We start from the raw sequence: 16,989 nt of genomic DNA, 5'->3' as shown, positions 1-16,989 counted from the left end.
CGCCGTGATGCGCAGGCTGCCGAACCGTGCAGCGCCACCGAAGCCCTGAGGGGCGGGTACCCAACGATCGAGATCCATGTACGAGTCTTTCTACGGTCTTTCCGGCAAGCCTTTCCAGCTCAATCCCGATCCGTCGTTCTTCTTCGGCAGCAAGGGCCACCGGCGCGCGCTCGCCTACCTCGAGTACGGTCTGCATCAGAGCGAAGGCTTCATCGTCATCACCGGCGAGATCGGCGCCGGCAAGACCACGCTGGTGCGCAGCCTGCTGCAGAAGCTTGATTCGAAGAAGGTGGTGGCGGCGCAGCTGGTCAGCACCCACCTCGACGCCGAAGACACGCTGCGACTGGTCGCTGCCGCCTTCGGCCTGCCGAACAAGCAGCTGAAGAAAGCCGACCTGCTGCTGTCGATCGAAATGTTCCTGCTGTCGCTGACCGCTGCCGGCAAGCGCGCACTGCTCATCGTCGATGAGGCGCAGAACCTGACACCGCGCGCGGTCGAGGAACTGCGCATGCTGTCGAACTTCCAGCTCGGCGAGCACGCGTTGCTGCAGAGCTTCCTGGTCGGTCAGCCGGAATTCCGTGAAACGATGCAGAGCCCGCACATGGAGCAGCTGCGTCAGCGGGTTATCGCGTCCTACCACCTCGGGCCGATGGACGCGGCCGAAACCGAGGCCTATATCGAGCACCGCCTGAAGCACGTCGGCTGGCGCGGGTCCCCGGCTTTCCAGGCCGGCGCGCACGAAGCGATCTTCAAGGCGACCGAGGGCGTGCCGCGGCGCATCAACACCTTGTGTGACCGCCTGATGCTGGCCGGCTTCCTCGGCGGAGCAACCGCCTTCACTGCGCAGGACGTCGCCGGCGTGGTAAGCGAGATCAAGGACGAAGCGGGCGACGCCGCGGCTGCCGCCGCGATGGCCAAGCGGCCGGACGGCCCGATGCCGTCCGACACGGCGGCGCACGCCGCTTTCAACGGCGCCGGGCTGCGCGGTTCGCCGGCGCTGTTCGATCTCGACATGTCGCAGTTCCGACTCGACGCCGACTCGGCGCAGCGGGTGCGCGACTACGTGAACGCGCATCAGGCGGGCAATCTCGAAGAACGCCTGTCACGGATGGAGCGCACGCTCGAACAGACACTGGCCCTGCTGTATGAAATCGCCGAGCGCTCGACCGAGCAGGCGGACAAGGAGGCGGAATGAGCGCTGCCCAGGTGATCGCTCCGGTGCTGTGCGTCGTCGGGGCGCGGCCGAACTACATGAAGATGGCGCCCATCCTGCGCGCCTTCGACGAGCACGTGCCGACGATTCCGTGGGTGCTGGTGCATACCGGCCAGCACTACGATCACGCGATGAACGAGCGACTGTTCAGCGGGCTTCGTCTGCCGACGCCACACCACAATCTCGAAGTCGGCTCCGGTACGCACGCGGTGCAGACCGCCGAGATCATGAAACGCTTCGAACCGCTGGTCGATGAACTCAAGCCGTCCTGCGTGCTGGTCGTGGGCGACGTCAATTCGACGCTGGCCTGCGCGCTGGTCGCGGTGAAAAAGCACGTGCCGGTGGTGCATGTCGAAGCCGGCCTGCGCAGCGGCGACCGCGCGATGCCGGAGGAAATCAACCGCATCCTCGTCGATCGCATTTCCGACCGTCTGTACACGACCGAGCGCAGCGCGCTTGGCAATCTGACTGGCGAAGGCGTCGACGCCTCGTGGGTGCATTTCGCCGGCAACGTGATGATCGATTCGCTGCTGTCCAGCCGCGCGCTGGCGGTGCCGCCGGCGAAGACGCTGGCCGAGCACGACATCGACCCGGCGCTGATCGCCGACGGCCGCTACGGTGTCGTGACGCTGCATCGTCCGAGCAATGTGGACGATCCCGAACAACTGAAGCGTCTGGCCGCGATGCTGACGCAGGCGGCGGCACGGCTGCCGCTGCTGTTCGCGATCCATCCGCGCACGCGCGGCAATCTGGAGAAGTTCGGCCTCGGTGCGCTGCTCGACAATCCGCGCATCGCATTGCTGCCGCCGCTCGGCTATCTCGAAATGCTCGGCCTGATGAGTGGTGCGACCGTCATGATCACCGACTCCGGCGGTCTGCAGGAAGAGACGACGGCGCTGTCGGTGCCCTGCCTGACCTTGCGCGAGAACACCGAGCGGCCGATCACGGTGGAGCAGGGCACGAACACCGTCATCGGCGCCGACGAGGCGCTGTTCGTGCGCAGCCTCGACGACATCCTCGCCACCGGCGGCAAGCGCGGTCGCGTGCCCGAATACTGGGACGGCAATGCCGCCCAGCGCATCGCCGCCGACCTGCACGACTGGCTGCTGCAGCGGAGCACGCACTGACATGAGCGCCCGGACCGATATCCGCAACGCCTTTACCGTCGACGTCGAGGATTACTTCCAGGTGTCGGCGCTGGCGCCCTATATCGAGCGCAGCCGCTGGGATTCGATCGAATGCCGCGTCGAGCGCAATGTCGAGCGCATCCTTGCGCTGCTGGCTGACAGCGGTAACCGGGCCACCTTTTTCACGCTGGGCTGGATCGCCGAGCGTCATCCGGACATGGTCAGGCGCATCGCCGCTGCCGGGCACGAGATTGCCAGCCACGGCACCGCCCATCTGCGTGCGACCGAACAGTCGCCGGCCGAATTTCTCGATGACATCACGCGCGCCAAGAAGGTGCTGGAAGACATCACCGGTGTCGAAGTGCGCGGCTACCGTGCGCCCAGTTTCTCGATCGGCCACACCAATCCGTGGGCGCTCGACTGCGTCGCGCAGGCGGGCTACCGCTACAGCTCCAGCATCTATCCGGTCAAGCACGACCACTACGGCATGCCGGACGCGCCGCGTTTCCCGTTCGCGTCGCGCGACGGTCTGATGGAAGTGCCGGTCACCACCGTGCGCATGGGCAGCCGCAACCTGCCGGCCGGCGGCGGCGGCTACTTCCGCCTGCTGCCCTATGCCACCTCGCGCTGGCTGCTGAGCCAGGTGAACAAGCGCGACGGCAAGCCGGCGATGTTCTACTGCCATCCGTGGGAAATCGACGCCGACCAGCCGCGCGTGCAGGGCGTCGATGCCAAGTCGCGCTTCCGCCACTACATCAACCTGCACCGCACCGAAGGCCGTCTTGCCCGCCTGATGCGTGATTTCCGCTGGGGCCGGATGGACGAAGTGTTTCCGGAGATCGCCCGTGCGGCCTGAGGCGGAATTCATGACTGCAGTCACCGTACGCGCCCCGGCCGACGCCGATCGCGCGAACTGGAATGCCTTCGTCGAAGCCTGCCCGACGGCAAGCTTCTTTCACTTGTTCGAGTGGCGCGACATCATGCGCGACGTGTTCGGTCACGCGACGCACTACCTGCTGGCTGAGCGTGGCGGTCGCATCTGCGGCGTGCTGCCGCTGGCCCAGGTGAAGAGCCGGCTGTTCGGCCACTCGCTGGTATCGCTGCCCTTCGGGGTCTATGGCGGTGTCGCGGCGGATGACGACGAAGCGGCGCTGGCGCTCGAAACGGAAGCGCAGCGCATCGCGCAGTCGCTCGGCGTCGATCACCTCGAATTCCGCAACGTCGAGGCGCGCCATTCCGACTGGCCGACCGAAGACCTGTACGTCACCTTCCGCAAGCAGATTTCGCCGGACGTCGAAGAGAACATGAAAGCCATCCCGCGCAAGCAGCGCGCGATGGTGCGCAAGGGCATCAACAACGGCCTGAAGGCGGTGTTCGACGCCGACAACAGCCGTTTCTTCGAGCTGTATTCGGACAACGTGCATCGCCACGGCACGCCGGCGATGTCGCGCCGCTATTTCGACACGCTGCGCCGCACCTTCGGCGAGCGCTGTTCGGTCATGACGGTCGAAGGGCCGGACGGCGCGCTGCTCAGCAGCGTCATGAGCTTCTATTTCCGAGACGAAATCCTGCCCTACTACGCCGGCGACGCGGTGGCGGCGCGCGACCTCGCGGCAAACGACTTCAAGTACTGGGAACTGATGCGCCACGCCTGCGAGCGCGGCATCCGCGTGTTCGACTACGGTCGCAGCAAGCAGGGCACCGGTTCCTATTCGTTCAAGAAGAACTGGGGCTTCGAACCGACGCCGCTGCATTACGAGTACTGCCTGTACAAGCGCGACAGCCTGCCGCGCAACAACCCGTCGAACCCGAAGTACAGGCTGATGATCGAAGTGTGGCGCCGCATGCCGCGCAGCTTCGCGAACACGATCGGGCCCTTCATCGTCCGCAATCTGGGCTGACCGGCGTGGAGCCGCTGCTCTTCCTCGCCCATCGGCTGCCCTTTCCGCCCAACAAGGGCGACAAGATCCGCTCCTTCCACCTGCTGAAGCATCTGGCGCGTCGCCATGCGCTGCACGTCGGCACCTTCGTCGACGACCCGGCCGACCTGCCTCACCTGCCCGAACTGGCGGCGATGTGCGTGCAACTGCACACCGAAACCATCGCCCCGCGCAGCCGCAAGCTGCTGTCGCTGCGCGCGCTGGCAACCCGCGAAGCGCTCAGCGTCGTCTACTACCGGTCGGCAGCGATGCAGCGCTGGGTCGATGACACCATCGCCCGCCACCGCATCACGAAGGCGGTCGTGTTCTGCTCGACCATGGCGCAGTACCTCGACCGCCATCCGCAGGTGCACCGCATCGTCGATCTGGTCGATGTCGATTCGGCCAAGTGGTCCGAGTACGCGCCGCGCCACCGGTGGCCGATGTCCTGGCTGTACCGGCGCGAAGCGCGCACGCTGCTTGATTTCGAGGCGGGCGTGGTTGCCGCCGCCGACCGCAGCCTGCTGGTCACGCCAGCCGAGGTGGCGCTGTTCGAATCGCTGGCGCCCACGCTGAAGGGGCGCGTCGAGGCGCTGCCCAATGGCGTCGATGTCGACTTCTTCAACCCGGCGAACGCCGGCGCGAACCCGTACGCCTCGGGCGTGAAGCCGGTCGTGTTTACCGGTGCGATGGACTACTGGCCCAATATCGACGCCGCCTGCTGGTTCGCCAACGAGGTGATGCCGCGCATCCGTGCCGTCGAGCCGGCCGCGCATTTCTTCGTCGTCGGCATGAATCCGGCGCCTGCCGTGCGCGAACTGGAGAAGACCGGCTTCGTCACGGTGACCGGCCGCGTCGACGACGTGCGCCCCTGGGTCGCCCACGCTGCCTGCGCGGTGGCGCCGCTGCGCGTCGCGCGCGGCATCCAGAACAAGGTGCTGGAAGCGATGGCGCTGGCGCGGCCGGTGGTCGTCTGGCATACGCTGTCGGCCAGCCTCGACGCACAGCCGGGGCGCGATTTCCTCGCCGCCGACGCGGCCAGCTACGCCGAGCGCGTGCTGGCATTGTTCGATCCTGCTTACGCGCAGGCGATCGGCCAGGCGGCGCGTGCCCGGATCGAGCTGGTCTACCGCTGGGACAGCGCTCTGGCTGCGCTCGATGCCTGGCTCGATGCGCCTGCTCCGGCGCGTTCAACCCAACACGGAAGCACACCCGATGTACAACCCGACGTCCTCCATGCCCGCGGCTGATACCGGACGCAGTGCTGCGTCCTGGCGGACGGCCGGGCCGGTATTCCTGCTGCTGTTCGCACTGCTGCTGTGGCTCTACTGGGGTACCGCCGTATCGATGGCGGAGATCTGGTGGCGATCGGAAACCTTCGCGCACGGCCTCATCGTGCCGCCCATCTTCCTCTGGCTGGTGTGGCGCAAGCGGGCGGCGCTGGCGGCACACGTGCCGCAACCCAGCGCGTGGGGGCTGGCTGCGCTGGCCGCGTCGCTGGCTGGCTGGCTGGTGGCCGACGTCGCCGGCGTGCAGGTGGTGCGCCAGCTGGCCTTCGTCGCCAGCATTCCGTCGCTGGTCGTCGCCGTTCTCGGCTGGCGTGTCGCCTGGGTCATCGCCTACCCGCTGGCCTTCCTCTTCCTCGGCGTACCGATGGGCGAAGGCCTGATGGTGCCGCTGATGAACTACACGGCCGACTTCACCGTCGCGTCGCTGCAACTGCTCGGCTTCCCGGTCTATCGCGAAGGTACCTTCTTCGAACTGCCGTCCGGCAGCTGGTCGGTGATCGAGGCCTGCAGCGGACTGCGTTACCTGATCGCGTCGCTGACCGTCGGCGCGCTGTTCGCCTACCTGAGCTATCGCACGCTGTGGCGTCGCGCCGCCTTCATCGTCGCGTCCTTCGTCGTGCCCATCATTGCCAACGGCTTCCGCGCGTTGATGATCGTGCTGCTCGCGCACTATTCGGACATGAAGCTGGCGACTGGTGTTGACCACATCATCTACGGCTGGGTGTTCTTCGGCGTCATCATGCTGCTGCTGTTCTGGGTCGGTTCGTTCTGGCAGGAGAAGGAAGCCGACGATGTCGCGCCCGACGCCGGCTCGGTCGCGCTGCGGCCGGTATCTATGCTGCGCACCGCGCTGACGGCGGCTGCAGCGGCGCTCGTGCTGCTGCTGCCGCCGCTCTACGCGGCGCAACTGGCGCAGCGCGAACTGCCGGCGTCGCCGCAACTGGCGCTGCCGGCCGAACCGGGCGATGGCTGGGCGCTCGATGCCGGGCCGGCGTTGACCGACTGGCGGCCCACCTTCCAGAACCCGGACCGCGAGCGCTCCGTGCAGTACCGTCGCGGCGACGAGGTCGTGGCCGTTCACCTGGCCTGGTACGGCCGCCAGCGACAGGACGCCGAACTGATCAATTCGCGCAACTTCATGATCCGGCAGGAGCACGACACGTGGTCCAACGTCGGCGAGCGCGTGATCGACACGTCGGCGCACCCGGTGCGCGAGACGCGCCTGCGCTCGACCGCGCTGCGCCTGCTGATTCACGACTGGTTTGTCGTCGGCGGTGAGCCCACCGTCAGCAGCGTGCGCGCCAAGCTCATGTTCGCCCGGTCCTTGCTGCTCGACGGCGAGGACAGCGGCTACGCCGTGGTGCTGTGGACGCCGCAGCAGGGCGAGGATCCGGCGGCGCGCGCGCGGCTGGCCGCATTCGCCGCCGTGATCGAACCGCACCTGGGCAAGGCGACTGCGCCGTGAAGCGGGTCGTTCACGTGGTGCATCATTTCGGCACCGGCGGCATGGAGAACGGGATGGTGAACCTGTTCAACAACTTTCCGCCAGGTGATTTCGAGCACCACGTGGTCTGTCTGCAGGGCTACTCGCACTTCGTCGAGCGCATCCGCGACGGGAGGGTCACCTTCCACGACGTGAAGAAGGCACCGGGCAAGGACCCGGCGCACTACCTGCGACTGTGGAAGATGCTGCGTGCGCTGCGTCCCGACATCCTGCACACGCGCAATCTGTCGGCGCTGGAAGCGGTGCTGATCGGCTGGCTGGCCGGCGTGCCGGTGCGCATCCACGGCGAGCACGGACGCGACGTGTTCGACCTCGACGGCAGCAACACGCGCTACAACCGGCTGCGCCGGCTGGTGCGTCCCTTCGTCCACCGCTATCTGACGGTCAGTCGCGATCTGCAGAACTGGCTGCGCGAAGCCATCGGCGTCGATGCAGCGCGCGTTACGCAGATATACAACGGGGTGGACAAGCAGCGCTTCCGGCCGCGTGTCGATGCCTCACGCAGTGTCTTGCCCGAGACCTTTCGCGGTGACGTCTTCGTGATCGGCAGCGTCGGTCGCATGGTCGGCGTGAAGGACTACCCGACCCTGGTGCGCGCTTTCATCGACGCTGCGCGGCAGCCGGGTGGCGAGCGCCTGCGCCTGGTCATCGTCGGCGACGGCGGCGAGCGCGCCGGCTGCCAGGCGCTGCTGGACGAAGCCGGAGTGGCCGACCGCGCCTGGCTCACTGGCGAGCGCAAGGACATTCCGGAGCTGATGCAGGCCTTCGACCTGTTCGTGCTGCCCTCGCTGGGCGAAGGCATTTCCAACACCATCCTCGAAGCGATGGCCTGTGGTCTGCCCATCGTGTCCACTGCGGTCGGCGGCACGCCGGAACTGGTGGACGACGGCATCAACGGTCGGCTGTTCGTGCCCGGCGACGTCGCGGCGCTGTCGGCCTGCGTGCAGGAATACGCATCCGATGCGGCGCTGCGGGATGCGCACGGAAGTGCATCACGGCAGAAAATCGAGGCCTCCTTTAGCATTGAAGCCATGGTTGCCGCGTATCGCGACGCCTATCTTGCGCTGTCCGCGAAGCAAGGTCGCCCCGGCAGCTCCACCACCTGACAGGATTTCCCGCATGTGCGGTTTCGTTGGCATTTTCGACACGCGCAACCGGCGTGATGTAGGTCGCGACGTGCTGCACCGGATGAACGAGGCGCAGCATCACCGCGGTCCGGACGAGGGCGATCTGCACCTCGAACCCGGCGTCGGTCTCGGTCACCGCCGGCTGTCCATCATCGACGTGGCGAGCGGTCAGCAGCCGCTGGCCAACGAGGACGGTTCGGTCATCGTCGTGTTCAACGGCGAGATCTACAACTTCCAGTCGCTGATTCCGGAGCTGACCGCGCTCGGCCACACCTTCCGCACGCGCAGCGACACCGAAGTGATCGTGCACGCCTGGGAGCAGTGGGGCGAAGCCTGCGTCGAGCGTTTCCGCGGCATGTTCGCGTTCGCGTTGTTCGATCGCAATCAGGACGTGCTTTTCCTCGCGCGCGACCGCCTCGGTGTGAAGCCGCTGTTCTATTCGCTGCTGCCCGACGGCCAGCTCATCTTCGGCTCCGAGCTGAAGGCGCTGACCGCGCACGGCGGCCTGAACCTCGATCTCGATCCGCTGGCAGTCGAAGAGTATTTCGCGCTCGGCTACGTGGCTGACCCGCGCACCATCTACCGCCACGCCTTCAAGCTGGAACCGGCACACAGCCTGCGCATCCGCCGCGGCGAGACGCCGCCGGCGCCGCGCCGCTACTGGGACGTCGACTTCGGCCAGGTCGAACAGATCGACGAGGTGCAGGCTGAAGAGGAGCTGATACGCCGGCTGCGCGAATCGGTCAGCCTGCGCATGATTTCCGAAGTGCCGCTGGGCGCCTTCCTGTCCGGCGGCGTCGATTCGTCGGCGGTGGTCGCGATGATGGCGCAGTCCTCCGACACGCCGGTGAACACCTGTGCGATCGCCTTCGACGATCCGGCCTTCGACGAATCGAAGTTCGCACAGCAGGTGGCCGACCGCTACCGCACCAACCACCGCGTCGAAATGGTCGCGTCCGACGACTTCGACCTGATCGACACGCTGGCCTGGCTGTATGACGAGCCCTATGCCGACAGTTCGGCGCTGCCGACCTACCGCGTGTGCCAGCTGGCGCGCAAGCACGTGACCGTGGCGCTGTCCGGCGACGGCGGCGACGAAAGCTTCGGCGGCTACCGCCGCTACCGCATGCACCTGATGGAAGAGCGCCTGCGTTCGCGCCTGCCGCTGGGCGTGCGCAAGCCGCTGTTCGGTACGCTGGGTCAGATCTATCCAAAGGCCGACTGGGCGCCGCGTGTGTTCCGCGCCAAGAGCACCTTCGAATCGCTGGCGCGCACTTCGGTGGAAGCCTATTTCCACTCGGTGTCCATCCTGCGCGACCCGATGCGCGCCCAGCTGTTCAGCCCGCGGATGAAGGCGGCGCTCGGTGGCTACAACGCGGTCGAGGTGTTCCACCGCCACGCGGCGCGCCATACCTCGGACGAACCGCTGTCGCTGGTGCAGTACCTCGATCTGAACACCTATCTGGTCGGCGACATCAACACCAAGGTCGATCGCGCCAGCATGGCGCATTCGCTCGAAGTGCGTGAACCGCTGATGGACCATCCGCTGGTCGAATGGGTGGCCACGCTGCCGGCCTCGCTGAAGATACGCGGGCAGGAAGGCAAGTACCTGCTGAAGAAATCGCTCGAACCGCATCTGCCGCACGACATCATGTACCGGCCGAAGATGGGCTTTTCGGTGCCGCTGGCACGCTGGTTCCGTGGCCCGCTGAAACAGCGCGTGCGCGATGCCGTGCTCGGCAGCCGTCTGGCCGACACCGGCTGGTTCAACCGCCCCTATCTCGAACACCTGGTCGACGCGCACCAGTCCGGCCTGCGCGACTACAGCGCGTCGCTGTGGACCCTGCTCATGTTCGACGCCTTCCTGCGCAACCAGGAAGCGTCGGCCATCCGTGCCGCCGCCTGAAAGAGACACCGATACCGATGCGCATCCTGCACGTACTGGATCACTCGATTCCGCTGCACAGCGGCTACACCTTCCGCACCGCCGCCATCCTGCGCGAGCAGCGCAAGCTCGGCTGGGACACGCACCACGTCACCAGCGTCAAGCACACCGCGCCCGGCCCGCTGGTCGAGGAGGTTGATGGCCTCACCTTCCACCGCACGCCGTGGACGCCTGGCCCGATCGACCGTGTGCCGGTGTTGCGCGAGCGCGCACAGATGCGCGCGCTGGAAAAGCGTCTGCTCGAGGTGGCGACTGAACTGAAGCCGGACGTGATCCACGCGCATTCGCCGGTACTGAATGCCTTTCCGGCGCTGCTGGTCGGGCGCCGGCTGGATATTCCGGTCGTTTATGAAATCCGCGCTTTCTGGGAGGACGCGGCGGTCGACCACGGCACTACCACCGAAGGCAGCCTGCGCTACCGGGCGACGCGCGCGATGGAAACGCGCGCCGTGCATACGGTCGATGCGGTGACGACGATCTGCGAGGGCCTGCGGCGTGACCTGATCGCGCGTGGCGTGCCGGAGTCGAAGATCACCGTCATCCCGAACGCGGTGGACATCGACAATTTCGCCTTCGGCGTGCCCGGCGACGATGCGCTGCGCGCCGAACTGGGTCTGACCGGCAAGCGGGTGCTCGGCTTCATCGGCTCCTTCTACGCCTACGAAGGTCTGGACCTGCTGCTGCGCGCGCTTCCGGCCATCCTTCAGCAGGCACCGGATGTCGCGCTGCTGCTGACCGGCGGTGGTCCGCAGGAAGAGAACCTGAAGAAGATGACGCAGGAACTCGGCCTGCAGGACCACGTGAAATTCACCGGTCGCGTGCCGCACGCCCAGGTGCAGCGCTACTACAGCCTGGTCGACGTGCTGGTCTATCCGCGCCATTCGATGCGTCTGACCGATCTGGTGACGCCGCTCAAGCCGCTTGAAGCGATGGCCCAGGGCCTGCTGCTGGTGGCGTCCGACGTTGGCGGTCACAAGGAGCTGATCCGCGACGGCGAGACCGGCATGCTGTTCCGTGCCGGCGACGCAGATGATCTGGCGCGCAGCGTGCTGCGTCTGCTGTCCATGCAGGACCGCTGGCCGCAGTTGCGTGAGGCGGGCCGTCGTTATGTCGAAACCGAACGCAACTGGACGAACTCGGTCGCGCGCTATCGCGACGTCTATGGCCGGCTGACCGGCCGTGCCGCTGCATGACGCAGGACGGGCCGCACATCGTCGTATTCTCGACGCTGTTCCCGAACAGTGCGCAGCCGCAGGCGGGCGTGTTCATCCGTGAGCGCATGTTCCGCGTAGGCGCACAGCTGCCGCTGACCGTGGTCGCGCCGGTGCCCTGGTTTCCGTTCCAGTCGCTGCTGCGTCTGATCCGGCCGCACTTCCGGCCCGACGTGCCGCGGGTCGAGGTGCAGCAGGGCGTCACGGTGCTGCATCCGCGCTTCCTGTCGGTGCCCGGCCTGTTCAAGAATCTCGACGGCGTGCTGCTGGCGCTCGGCGCGCGCGGCACGCTGGCGCGTCTGCGGCGCGAAGGGAAGCTGGATGTGCTCGACGCCCACTTCGGGTATCCCGATGGTCATGCGGCCAGTCTGCTGGCGCGCTGGTTGCGCGTGCCGTTCACGATCACGCTGCGCGGAACCGAAACCCGACACGCACGTACGCCGGGGCTGCGCGCGCGCCTGCACGCCGCGCTCGAACGCGCCGACCGCGTGTTTTCGGTCTCTTCGTCGCTGGCCGACATCGCCGCCGGTCTGGGCATTGCCCGCGACAAGCTGCAGGTGGTGGGCAATGGCGTCGATACGCGCAAGTTCCATCCGGTCGACCGCGACGAGGCGCGGCGCGCGCTGGGCATTCCGGCCGACGCCACGGTGCTGATCAGCGTCGGCGGCCTGACCGAGCGCAAGGGCTTCCACCGTGTGATCGAGCTGCTGCCGGCGCTGCGCCGCGAAGTGCCGAAGCTGCAGTTGCTGGTCATCGGTGGCGCCAGCGCCGAAGGTGACTGGGGGCCGCAGCTCAGGCAACAGGTGCGCGAACTCGGGCTGGAGGACTGCGTGCGCTTTCTCGGCACGATGCCGCCGGAGGCGCTCAAGCAGCCGCTGTCGGCGGCCGATGTGTTCGTACTGGCGACGCGCAATGAAGGTTGGGCCAATGTGTTTCTCGAAGCGATGGCCTGCCGGCTGCCGGTCGTGACGACCGATGTCGGCGGCAATCGCGAAGTCGTCTGTCGCGACGAACTGGGTACCGTCGTACCCTTCGGCGACGCGGCCGCGTTGCAGACCGCGCTGTCCGCCGCGCTCGCGCGCGACTGGGACCGGGATGCCATCCTGGCCTATGCGCGGGACAATGAATGGGATGGACGCGTGGCCGCGCTGGTCACCGCGTTCAGGGCGCTGTACCGCAGCGGAGCGGTCGCCGCCACCGACGAAGGAGTCAGACGAGTTGGCTGAAGCATCGAAATGGGCGCACGTGCGCGAGCAGATCGAGTACAGGACCCTGCTTGCGTCCAAGTGGTGCGTGCAGCGCCTGCCGCGCGCAGCGGGCGCGCGCCGTCACGTGTTTGTCGCCGGCATGCAGCGTTCGGGCACCAATATGCTGATGGACCTGATCGAGCGCAGCATGCTGACCGACGTCTATCACGAGCGCGACCCGCGCGCCTTCGACAACTACATGATGCGCGAGCTGCCGGCGATCCGTCGGCTGGTCGAGCAGTCGCGCGCGCCGCACTTCGTCATCAAGTGCCTGTGCGAACTCGACCGCCTGCCGGCGCTGATGAGCGAGTTCCAGCCGTCGAAGGCCTTGTGGATCGTGCGCGAATACCGTGACGCGGTGAATTCCGCGCTGGTGTCCTTCGGCCGCTTTTCGCAGCAGATCGACCGCATCGTGCGCGGCAAGGCCGATGGCGAGTGGTTCGCCGGCGGCATGTCGGACGACACGCTGCGTCTGGTGCGGGAGCTGTGGCGTCCCGACATGAATGAGGCGACCGCTGCCGCGCTGATCTGGTATTTCCGCAACCTGCTGTTCTTCCAGATGAAGCTGGACCGCAATCCGCGGGTGAAGCTGCTGTCCTACGAATCGCTGGTGACCCGTCCGGTCGAGGAGTGCGAAGCCGCCTTCCGCTTCATCGACCTGCCGTTCACACCCTTCATCACGCGCAAGGTGTTCGCCAGTTCGATCAGCAAGAAGGCGCCGCCGCCGGTCGAACCGGCTGTTGCCCAGCTGTGCGACGAACTGATGGCGCGCTTTGCCGCCGTGCGGGGGACGCATGCCTGATCTGCGTACCCGTCTGGTGTCTGGCCTCGTCTTTCCGCTGCAGGAAAGGCTGAAGAAGCACAGCACGGTCGCTGACCGGCGTGCGATGGAGGACAGCCAGTGGTGGCCGCGCGAGCGGCTGGAAGCGCTGCGCGTGCAGCGGCTGCGCGCGCTGCTGACGCATGCGGCTTCACACGTTCCGTACTACCGCGATCTGTTCGCGCGCATCGGCTTCGATCCTGCTGCGATGTCCAGCCTGACCGATCTGCAGCGCCTGCCCTTCCTCGACAAGCCGCTGATCCGCGCCCACACCGATGCGCTGAAGGCCGATGACGCACGTGGTCTGGCGCGTTTCAACACCGGCGGGTCGAGCGGCGTGCCGCTCATCTTCTACATCGGTCTCGAACGCGTCAGCCGCGACGTCGCCGCCAAATGGCGGGCCACCCGCTGGTGGGGCGTCGATATCGGTGACCCGGAAATCGTGCTGTGGGGCAGCCCGATCGAACTGGGCGCGCAGGACCGCGTGCGTCTGCTGCGCGATCGCCTGATGCGTACCCGGCTGCTGCCGGCTTTCGAAATGTCCGACGCGAAGGTCGATGGCTTCATCGACGAAATTCGCACGCTGCGGCCGAGGATGCTGTTCGGCTATCCGTCGGCGTTCGCCCACATCGCCCGCCACGCGCAACGACAGGGTGTGCGCATGGACGATCTCGGCATCAAGGTGGTGTTCGTCACGTCGGAGCGGCTGTACGACCACCAGCGCACGCTGATCGAGCAGAGTTTCGGCGCGCCGGTGGCCAACGGCTACGGCGGGCGTGACGCGGGCTTCATCGCCCACCAGTGTCCGTCCGGCTCGCTGCACATCACGGCCGAGGACCTCATCGTAGAAATCGTCGACCGCGAAGGTCGGGTGCTGCCGCCGGGCGAGTCCGGCGAGATTGTCGTCACCCATCTGGCCACCCGTGATTTCCCCTTCGTGCGCTACCGCACCGGCGACGTCGGTGTACTGGCGGCGCCAGACGATGCGCCCTGTGCCTGCGGCCGCACGCTGCCGGTACTGAAGGAAGTGCAGGGCCGCAGTACCGACTTCATCGTTGCCCGGGACGGCACGGTGATGCACGGTCTGGCCTTGATCTACATCGTGCGCGACATGCCCGGCGTCGCCGGCTTCCGCATCGAGCAGGAAAGTCTCGATCTCACCCGCGTCAAGGTGGTCACCGAGCCCGGCTTCCCGGCCGACGGCGATTCACGCATCCGCGCCGGCATGAAGGCGCGGCTCGGCGAATCGGTCGAGGTCGTGGTCGAGCACGTCGCGCAGATCGCGGCCGAAGGCTCGGGCAAGTTCCGCTACGTCGTCAGCAAGGTGGCTGCATGATCGAGGTGGCACGCCGTGCGTGACATCGTCGTCACCATTGCCGTATTCGGCATGCTGCCCTTCATCCTGCGCTCGCCGTGGATAGGCATCCTTGTATTCACTTGGCTCAGCCTGATGAACCCGCACCGGCTGGCCTATGGTTTTTCGCTGAGCTTTCCGTTCGCGATGATCGTGGCGCTGACCACGCTGGTGTCGCTGATGTTCTCGAAAGAGATCAAGAAGATCATCTGGACGCGGGAGAGCATCATTCTCGCGATGTTCGTCATCTGGATGTGCATCACGACGACGCAGGCGATCTACCCGGCCGATGCGCAGATCCAGTTGGACAAGGTGCTGAAGATCCAGCTGATGATTTTCGTCGCCCTGATGATGATGCGCAGTTTCGACCGCATCGAGGCGCTGGTCTGGGTGTCGGCAGCGTCCATCGGCTTCTACGGCTTCAAGGGCGGCATCTTCACCATCCTGCGCGGCGGCGTGTTCCGCGTGCAGGGTCCGCAAGGCACCTTCATCGGCGGCAATAACGAGATCGGTCTGGCGCTGGCGATGACGGTGCCGCTGCTCTACTTCATGCGTTCGCGGGCGGCCAATCCGCTGCTCAAGGCCTTCCTGACCACCTGGGTGGTGCTGACCGCCTTTGCGGCGATCGGCACGCAATCGCGTGGCGCGCTGCTGGGCATGGCGTCGATGACGGTCTTTATCTGGCTGAACAGTCGCAAGAAGATACAAACCGCCATCCTGCTGGCCGTGACCGGCTACGCGATCGCCAACTTCATGCCTCAGTCCTGGTACGACCGCATGGGTACGATCGAGACGCACGAGGAGGACAAGTCTGCACAGGGGCGGGTCAACGCCTGGTGGACCAGCTTCAACATGGCGAACGACCGCATCTTCGGCGGCGGTTTCGAGTGCTGGAAGCGACAGGTATTCGCGATGTATGCACCTGATCCGACGAACGTGCGCGACGTTCACAGCGTCGTGTTCGAAGTGCTGGGCGAACACGGTTACATCGGGCTCGGGCTGTTCTTTGCCCTGGGGCTGTGCACCTGGCTCAGTGCAGGCTGGAGCGCCCGCCGGGCGCGCAAGATGCCCGACATCGCCTGGGTGGCGGACATGATGCGCATGGTCCAGGTGAGTCTCATCGCCTACGCGACCGCCGGCCTCTTCCTCGGTCTGGCCTATTTCGATTACTACTACACCCTCATCGTGATCGTCGTCGCCACGACCTGGCTGATCCGCCGGCGCATCTCGGGCCTGCCCGACGCCGACTGGGCTCGCGCGCGGCCGGCCGGTCTGTTCGCCGGCGGCCGCATTCCACGGCTGTGGCCCTGGAAGCCGAAACCGCAACCGGCCCAGCCCGGTGCTCCGGGTTGAGAACGGGAGTCCCTGCATGGATCTGATGGAGGCCTGGCGCACCCTGCGCCGACGTCTGAACAGACGCGCGATCGGCGAAGCGCAACTGATGAAGCGCTATCAGAAGGTGCACGGGCGCCCATTCGACCCGGCACGCGTCGAGCGCTTCACCGAAAAGGTGCTGCAGCGCATGCTGGTCGTGAACAGGCGCGGCAATGCACTCTATTCACGCCTCAGCGACAAGTTCGCGGTGCGCGACTATGTGCGCGAGAAGGTTGGCGACGCTCATCTGGTCGATCTGATCTGGTCGGGCACCGACCCGCGGCGCATTCCTTTCGACCGCCTGCCGCCGAAGTGCGTCATCAAGACGAACAATGGCTCCGGCGGCAACATCCTGATCGACGGCGCGTTCGACCGCGATGAAATCATCGCGCGGCTGACGGAGTGGCTGGGCAAGGACTACTACTGGATCGACCACGAGTATCACTACGCGAAGATCAAGCCGCGCGTCGTGATCGAGGCCTATCTCGACGATGGTCAGGAAAACGGCCCTCTGGATTACAAGCTGTGGTGTTTTGACGGCGTGCCGCAGCTCGTGCAGGTCGACGACTGCCGGCATGGCATCAACGCCTTCTACGATCGCGACTGGACATTGCTGCCCTTCCGCTACCGCGACAACCAGAAGGACTTCGACATGCCGCGCCCGGCCAATCTCGACCGGCTGCTCGAAGTCGGCGCCCGTCTCGCCGAAGGTTTCGATTTCGTCCGCGTCGATCTGTACAACGTGCACGGACAGGTCTATTTCGGCGAAATGACCTTCACGCCGCTGGGTGGTCGCATGCGCTTCCGTCCGGACGAATGGGACCTGACCGTCGGGCGCTTCTGGCAACAGGCGAACTGA

General features: G+C 66.3%; 14 protein-coding genes. All 14 read left to right on the top strand.

Annotated elements, in window-relative coordinates; translation table 11 throughout:
• Positions 1–76 precede the first annotated feature (76 nt).
• From METRZ18153_RS0117100 to METRZ18153_RS0117035, 14 genes are read left to right on the top strand one after another with little or no spacing between them, the layout of a single operon-like run.
• Positions 77–1,195 (top strand): XrtA/PEP-CTERM system-associated ATPase, encoded by a 1,119-nt coding sequence (locus tag METRZ18153_RS0117100; protein ID WP_020165894.1) that lies wholly within the window; start codon positions 77–79, stop codon positions 1,193–1,195.
• Positions 1,192–2,340: a non-hydrolyzing UDP-N-acetylglucosamine 2-epimerase gene (gene wecB, locus METRZ18153_RS0117095; protein WP_020165893.1), complete on the top strand. Its 1,149-nt coding sequence runs from the start codon at positions 1,192–1,194 to the stop codon at positions 2,338–2,340. The genes METRZ18153_RS0117100 and wecB overlap by 4 nt, the downstream gene beginning before the upstream one ends.
• A 1-nt stretch (position 2,341) precedes the next feature.
• Entirely contained in the window at positions 2,342–3,196 is an 855-nt protein-coding gene (locus METRZ18153_RS0117090; protein ID WP_020165892.1) for an XrtA system polysaccharide deacetylase, read from the top strand.
• Positions 3,186–4,241, top strand: coding sequence for a FemAB family XrtA/PEP-CTERM system-associated protein (locus METRZ18153_RS0117085; protein WP_020165891.1), 1,056 nt, complete (start codon positions 3,186–3,188; stop codon positions 4,239–4,241). Before METRZ18153_RS0117090 ends, METRZ18153_RS0117085 begins: the two co-directional genes overlap by 11 nt.
• A 5-nt stretch (positions 4,242–4,246) precedes the next feature.
• Complete coding sequence (locus METRZ18153_RS0117080; RefSeq protein ID WP_020165890.1) at positions 4,247–5,509, top strand: TIGR03087 family PEP-CTERM/XrtA system glycosyltransferase; 1,263 nt, start codon at positions 4,247–4,249, stop codon at positions 5,507–5,509.
• Entirely contained in the window at positions 5,496–7,013 is a 1,518-nt protein-coding gene (xrtA, locus tag METRZ18153_RS0117075) for an exosortase A (protein ID WP_020165889.1), read from the top strand. The genes METRZ18153_RS0117080 and xrtA overlap by 14 nt, the downstream gene beginning before the upstream one ends.
• Positions 7,010–8,158, top strand: a complete 1,149-nt coding sequence (locus METRZ18153_RS0117070) for a TIGR03088 family PEP-CTERM/XrtA system glycosyltransferase (RefSeq protein ID WP_020165888.1) — start codon at positions 7,010–7,012, stop codon at positions 8,156–8,158. The genes xrtA and METRZ18153_RS0117070 overlap by 4 nt, the downstream gene beginning before the upstream one ends.
• A gap of 13 nt (positions 8,159–8,171) precedes the next feature.
• Positions 8,172–10,085, top strand: coding sequence for an XrtA/PEP-CTERM system amidotransferase (locus METRZ18153_RS0117065; protein ID WP_020165887.1), 1,914 nt, complete (start codon positions 8,172–8,174; stop codon positions 10,083–10,085).
• A gap of 17 nt (positions 10,086–10,102) precedes the next feature.
• Positions 10,103–11,317 carry a TIGR04063 family PEP-CTERM/XrtA system glycosyltransferase gene (locus METRZ18153_RS0117060; RefSeq protein WP_020165886.1) on the top strand — a complete coding sequence of 405 codons (1,215 nt, stop codon included), beginning with the start codon at positions 10,103–10,105 and terminating at the stop codon, positions 11,315–11,317.
• The gene (locus tag METRZ18153_RS0117055) at positions 11,314–12,561 is read left to right on the top strand and encodes a glycosyltransferase (RefSeq protein WP_020165885.1); all 1,248 of its coding nucleotides are present in this window, start codon (positions 11,314–11,316) and stop codon (positions 12,559–12,561) included. Before METRZ18153_RS0117060 ends, METRZ18153_RS0117055 begins: the two co-directional genes overlap by 4 nt.
• Positions 12,554–13,384, top strand: a complete 831-nt coding sequence (locus METRZ18153_RS0117050) for a sulfotransferase domain-containing protein (protein WP_020165884.1) — start codon at positions 12,554–12,556, stop codon at positions 13,382–13,384. The genes METRZ18153_RS0117055 and METRZ18153_RS0117050 overlap by 8 nt, the downstream gene beginning before the upstream one ends.
• Positions 13,377–14,738 carry a phenylacetate--CoA ligase family protein gene (locus tag METRZ18153_RS0117045; RefSeq protein ID WP_020165883.1) on the top strand — a complete coding sequence of 454 codons (1,362 nt, stop codon included), beginning with the start codon at positions 13,377–13,379 and terminating at the stop codon, positions 14,736–14,738. Before METRZ18153_RS0117050 ends, METRZ18153_RS0117045 begins: the two co-directional genes overlap by 8 nt.
• Positions 14,739–14,753: 15 nt before the next feature.
• Positions 14,754–16,109: a putative O-glycosylation ligase, exosortase A system-associated gene (locus METRZ18153_RS0117040; protein WP_020165882.1), complete on the top strand. Its 1,356-nt coding sequence runs from the start codon at positions 14,754–14,756 to the stop codon at positions 16,107–16,109.
• A 16-nt stretch (positions 16,110–16,125) separates the two neighbouring features.
• Positions 16,126–16,989 carry an ATP-grasp fold amidoligase family protein gene (locus METRZ18153_RS0117035; protein ID WP_020165881.1) on the top strand — a complete coding sequence of 288 codons (864 nt, stop codon included), beginning with the start codon at positions 16,126–16,128 and terminating at the stop codon, positions 16,987–16,989.

Origin of the sequence: Methyloversatilis discipulorum, assembly GCF_000385375.1 — a bacterium.
GTDB classification, from domain to species: domain Bacteria; phylum Pseudomonadota; class Gammaproteobacteria; order Burkholderiales; family Rhodocyclaceae; genus Methyloversatilis; species Methyloversatilis discipulorum_A.
Note: the sequence above shows the minus strand (reverse complement) of the source record. Positions and strands in the feature narration are given on the sequence as shown.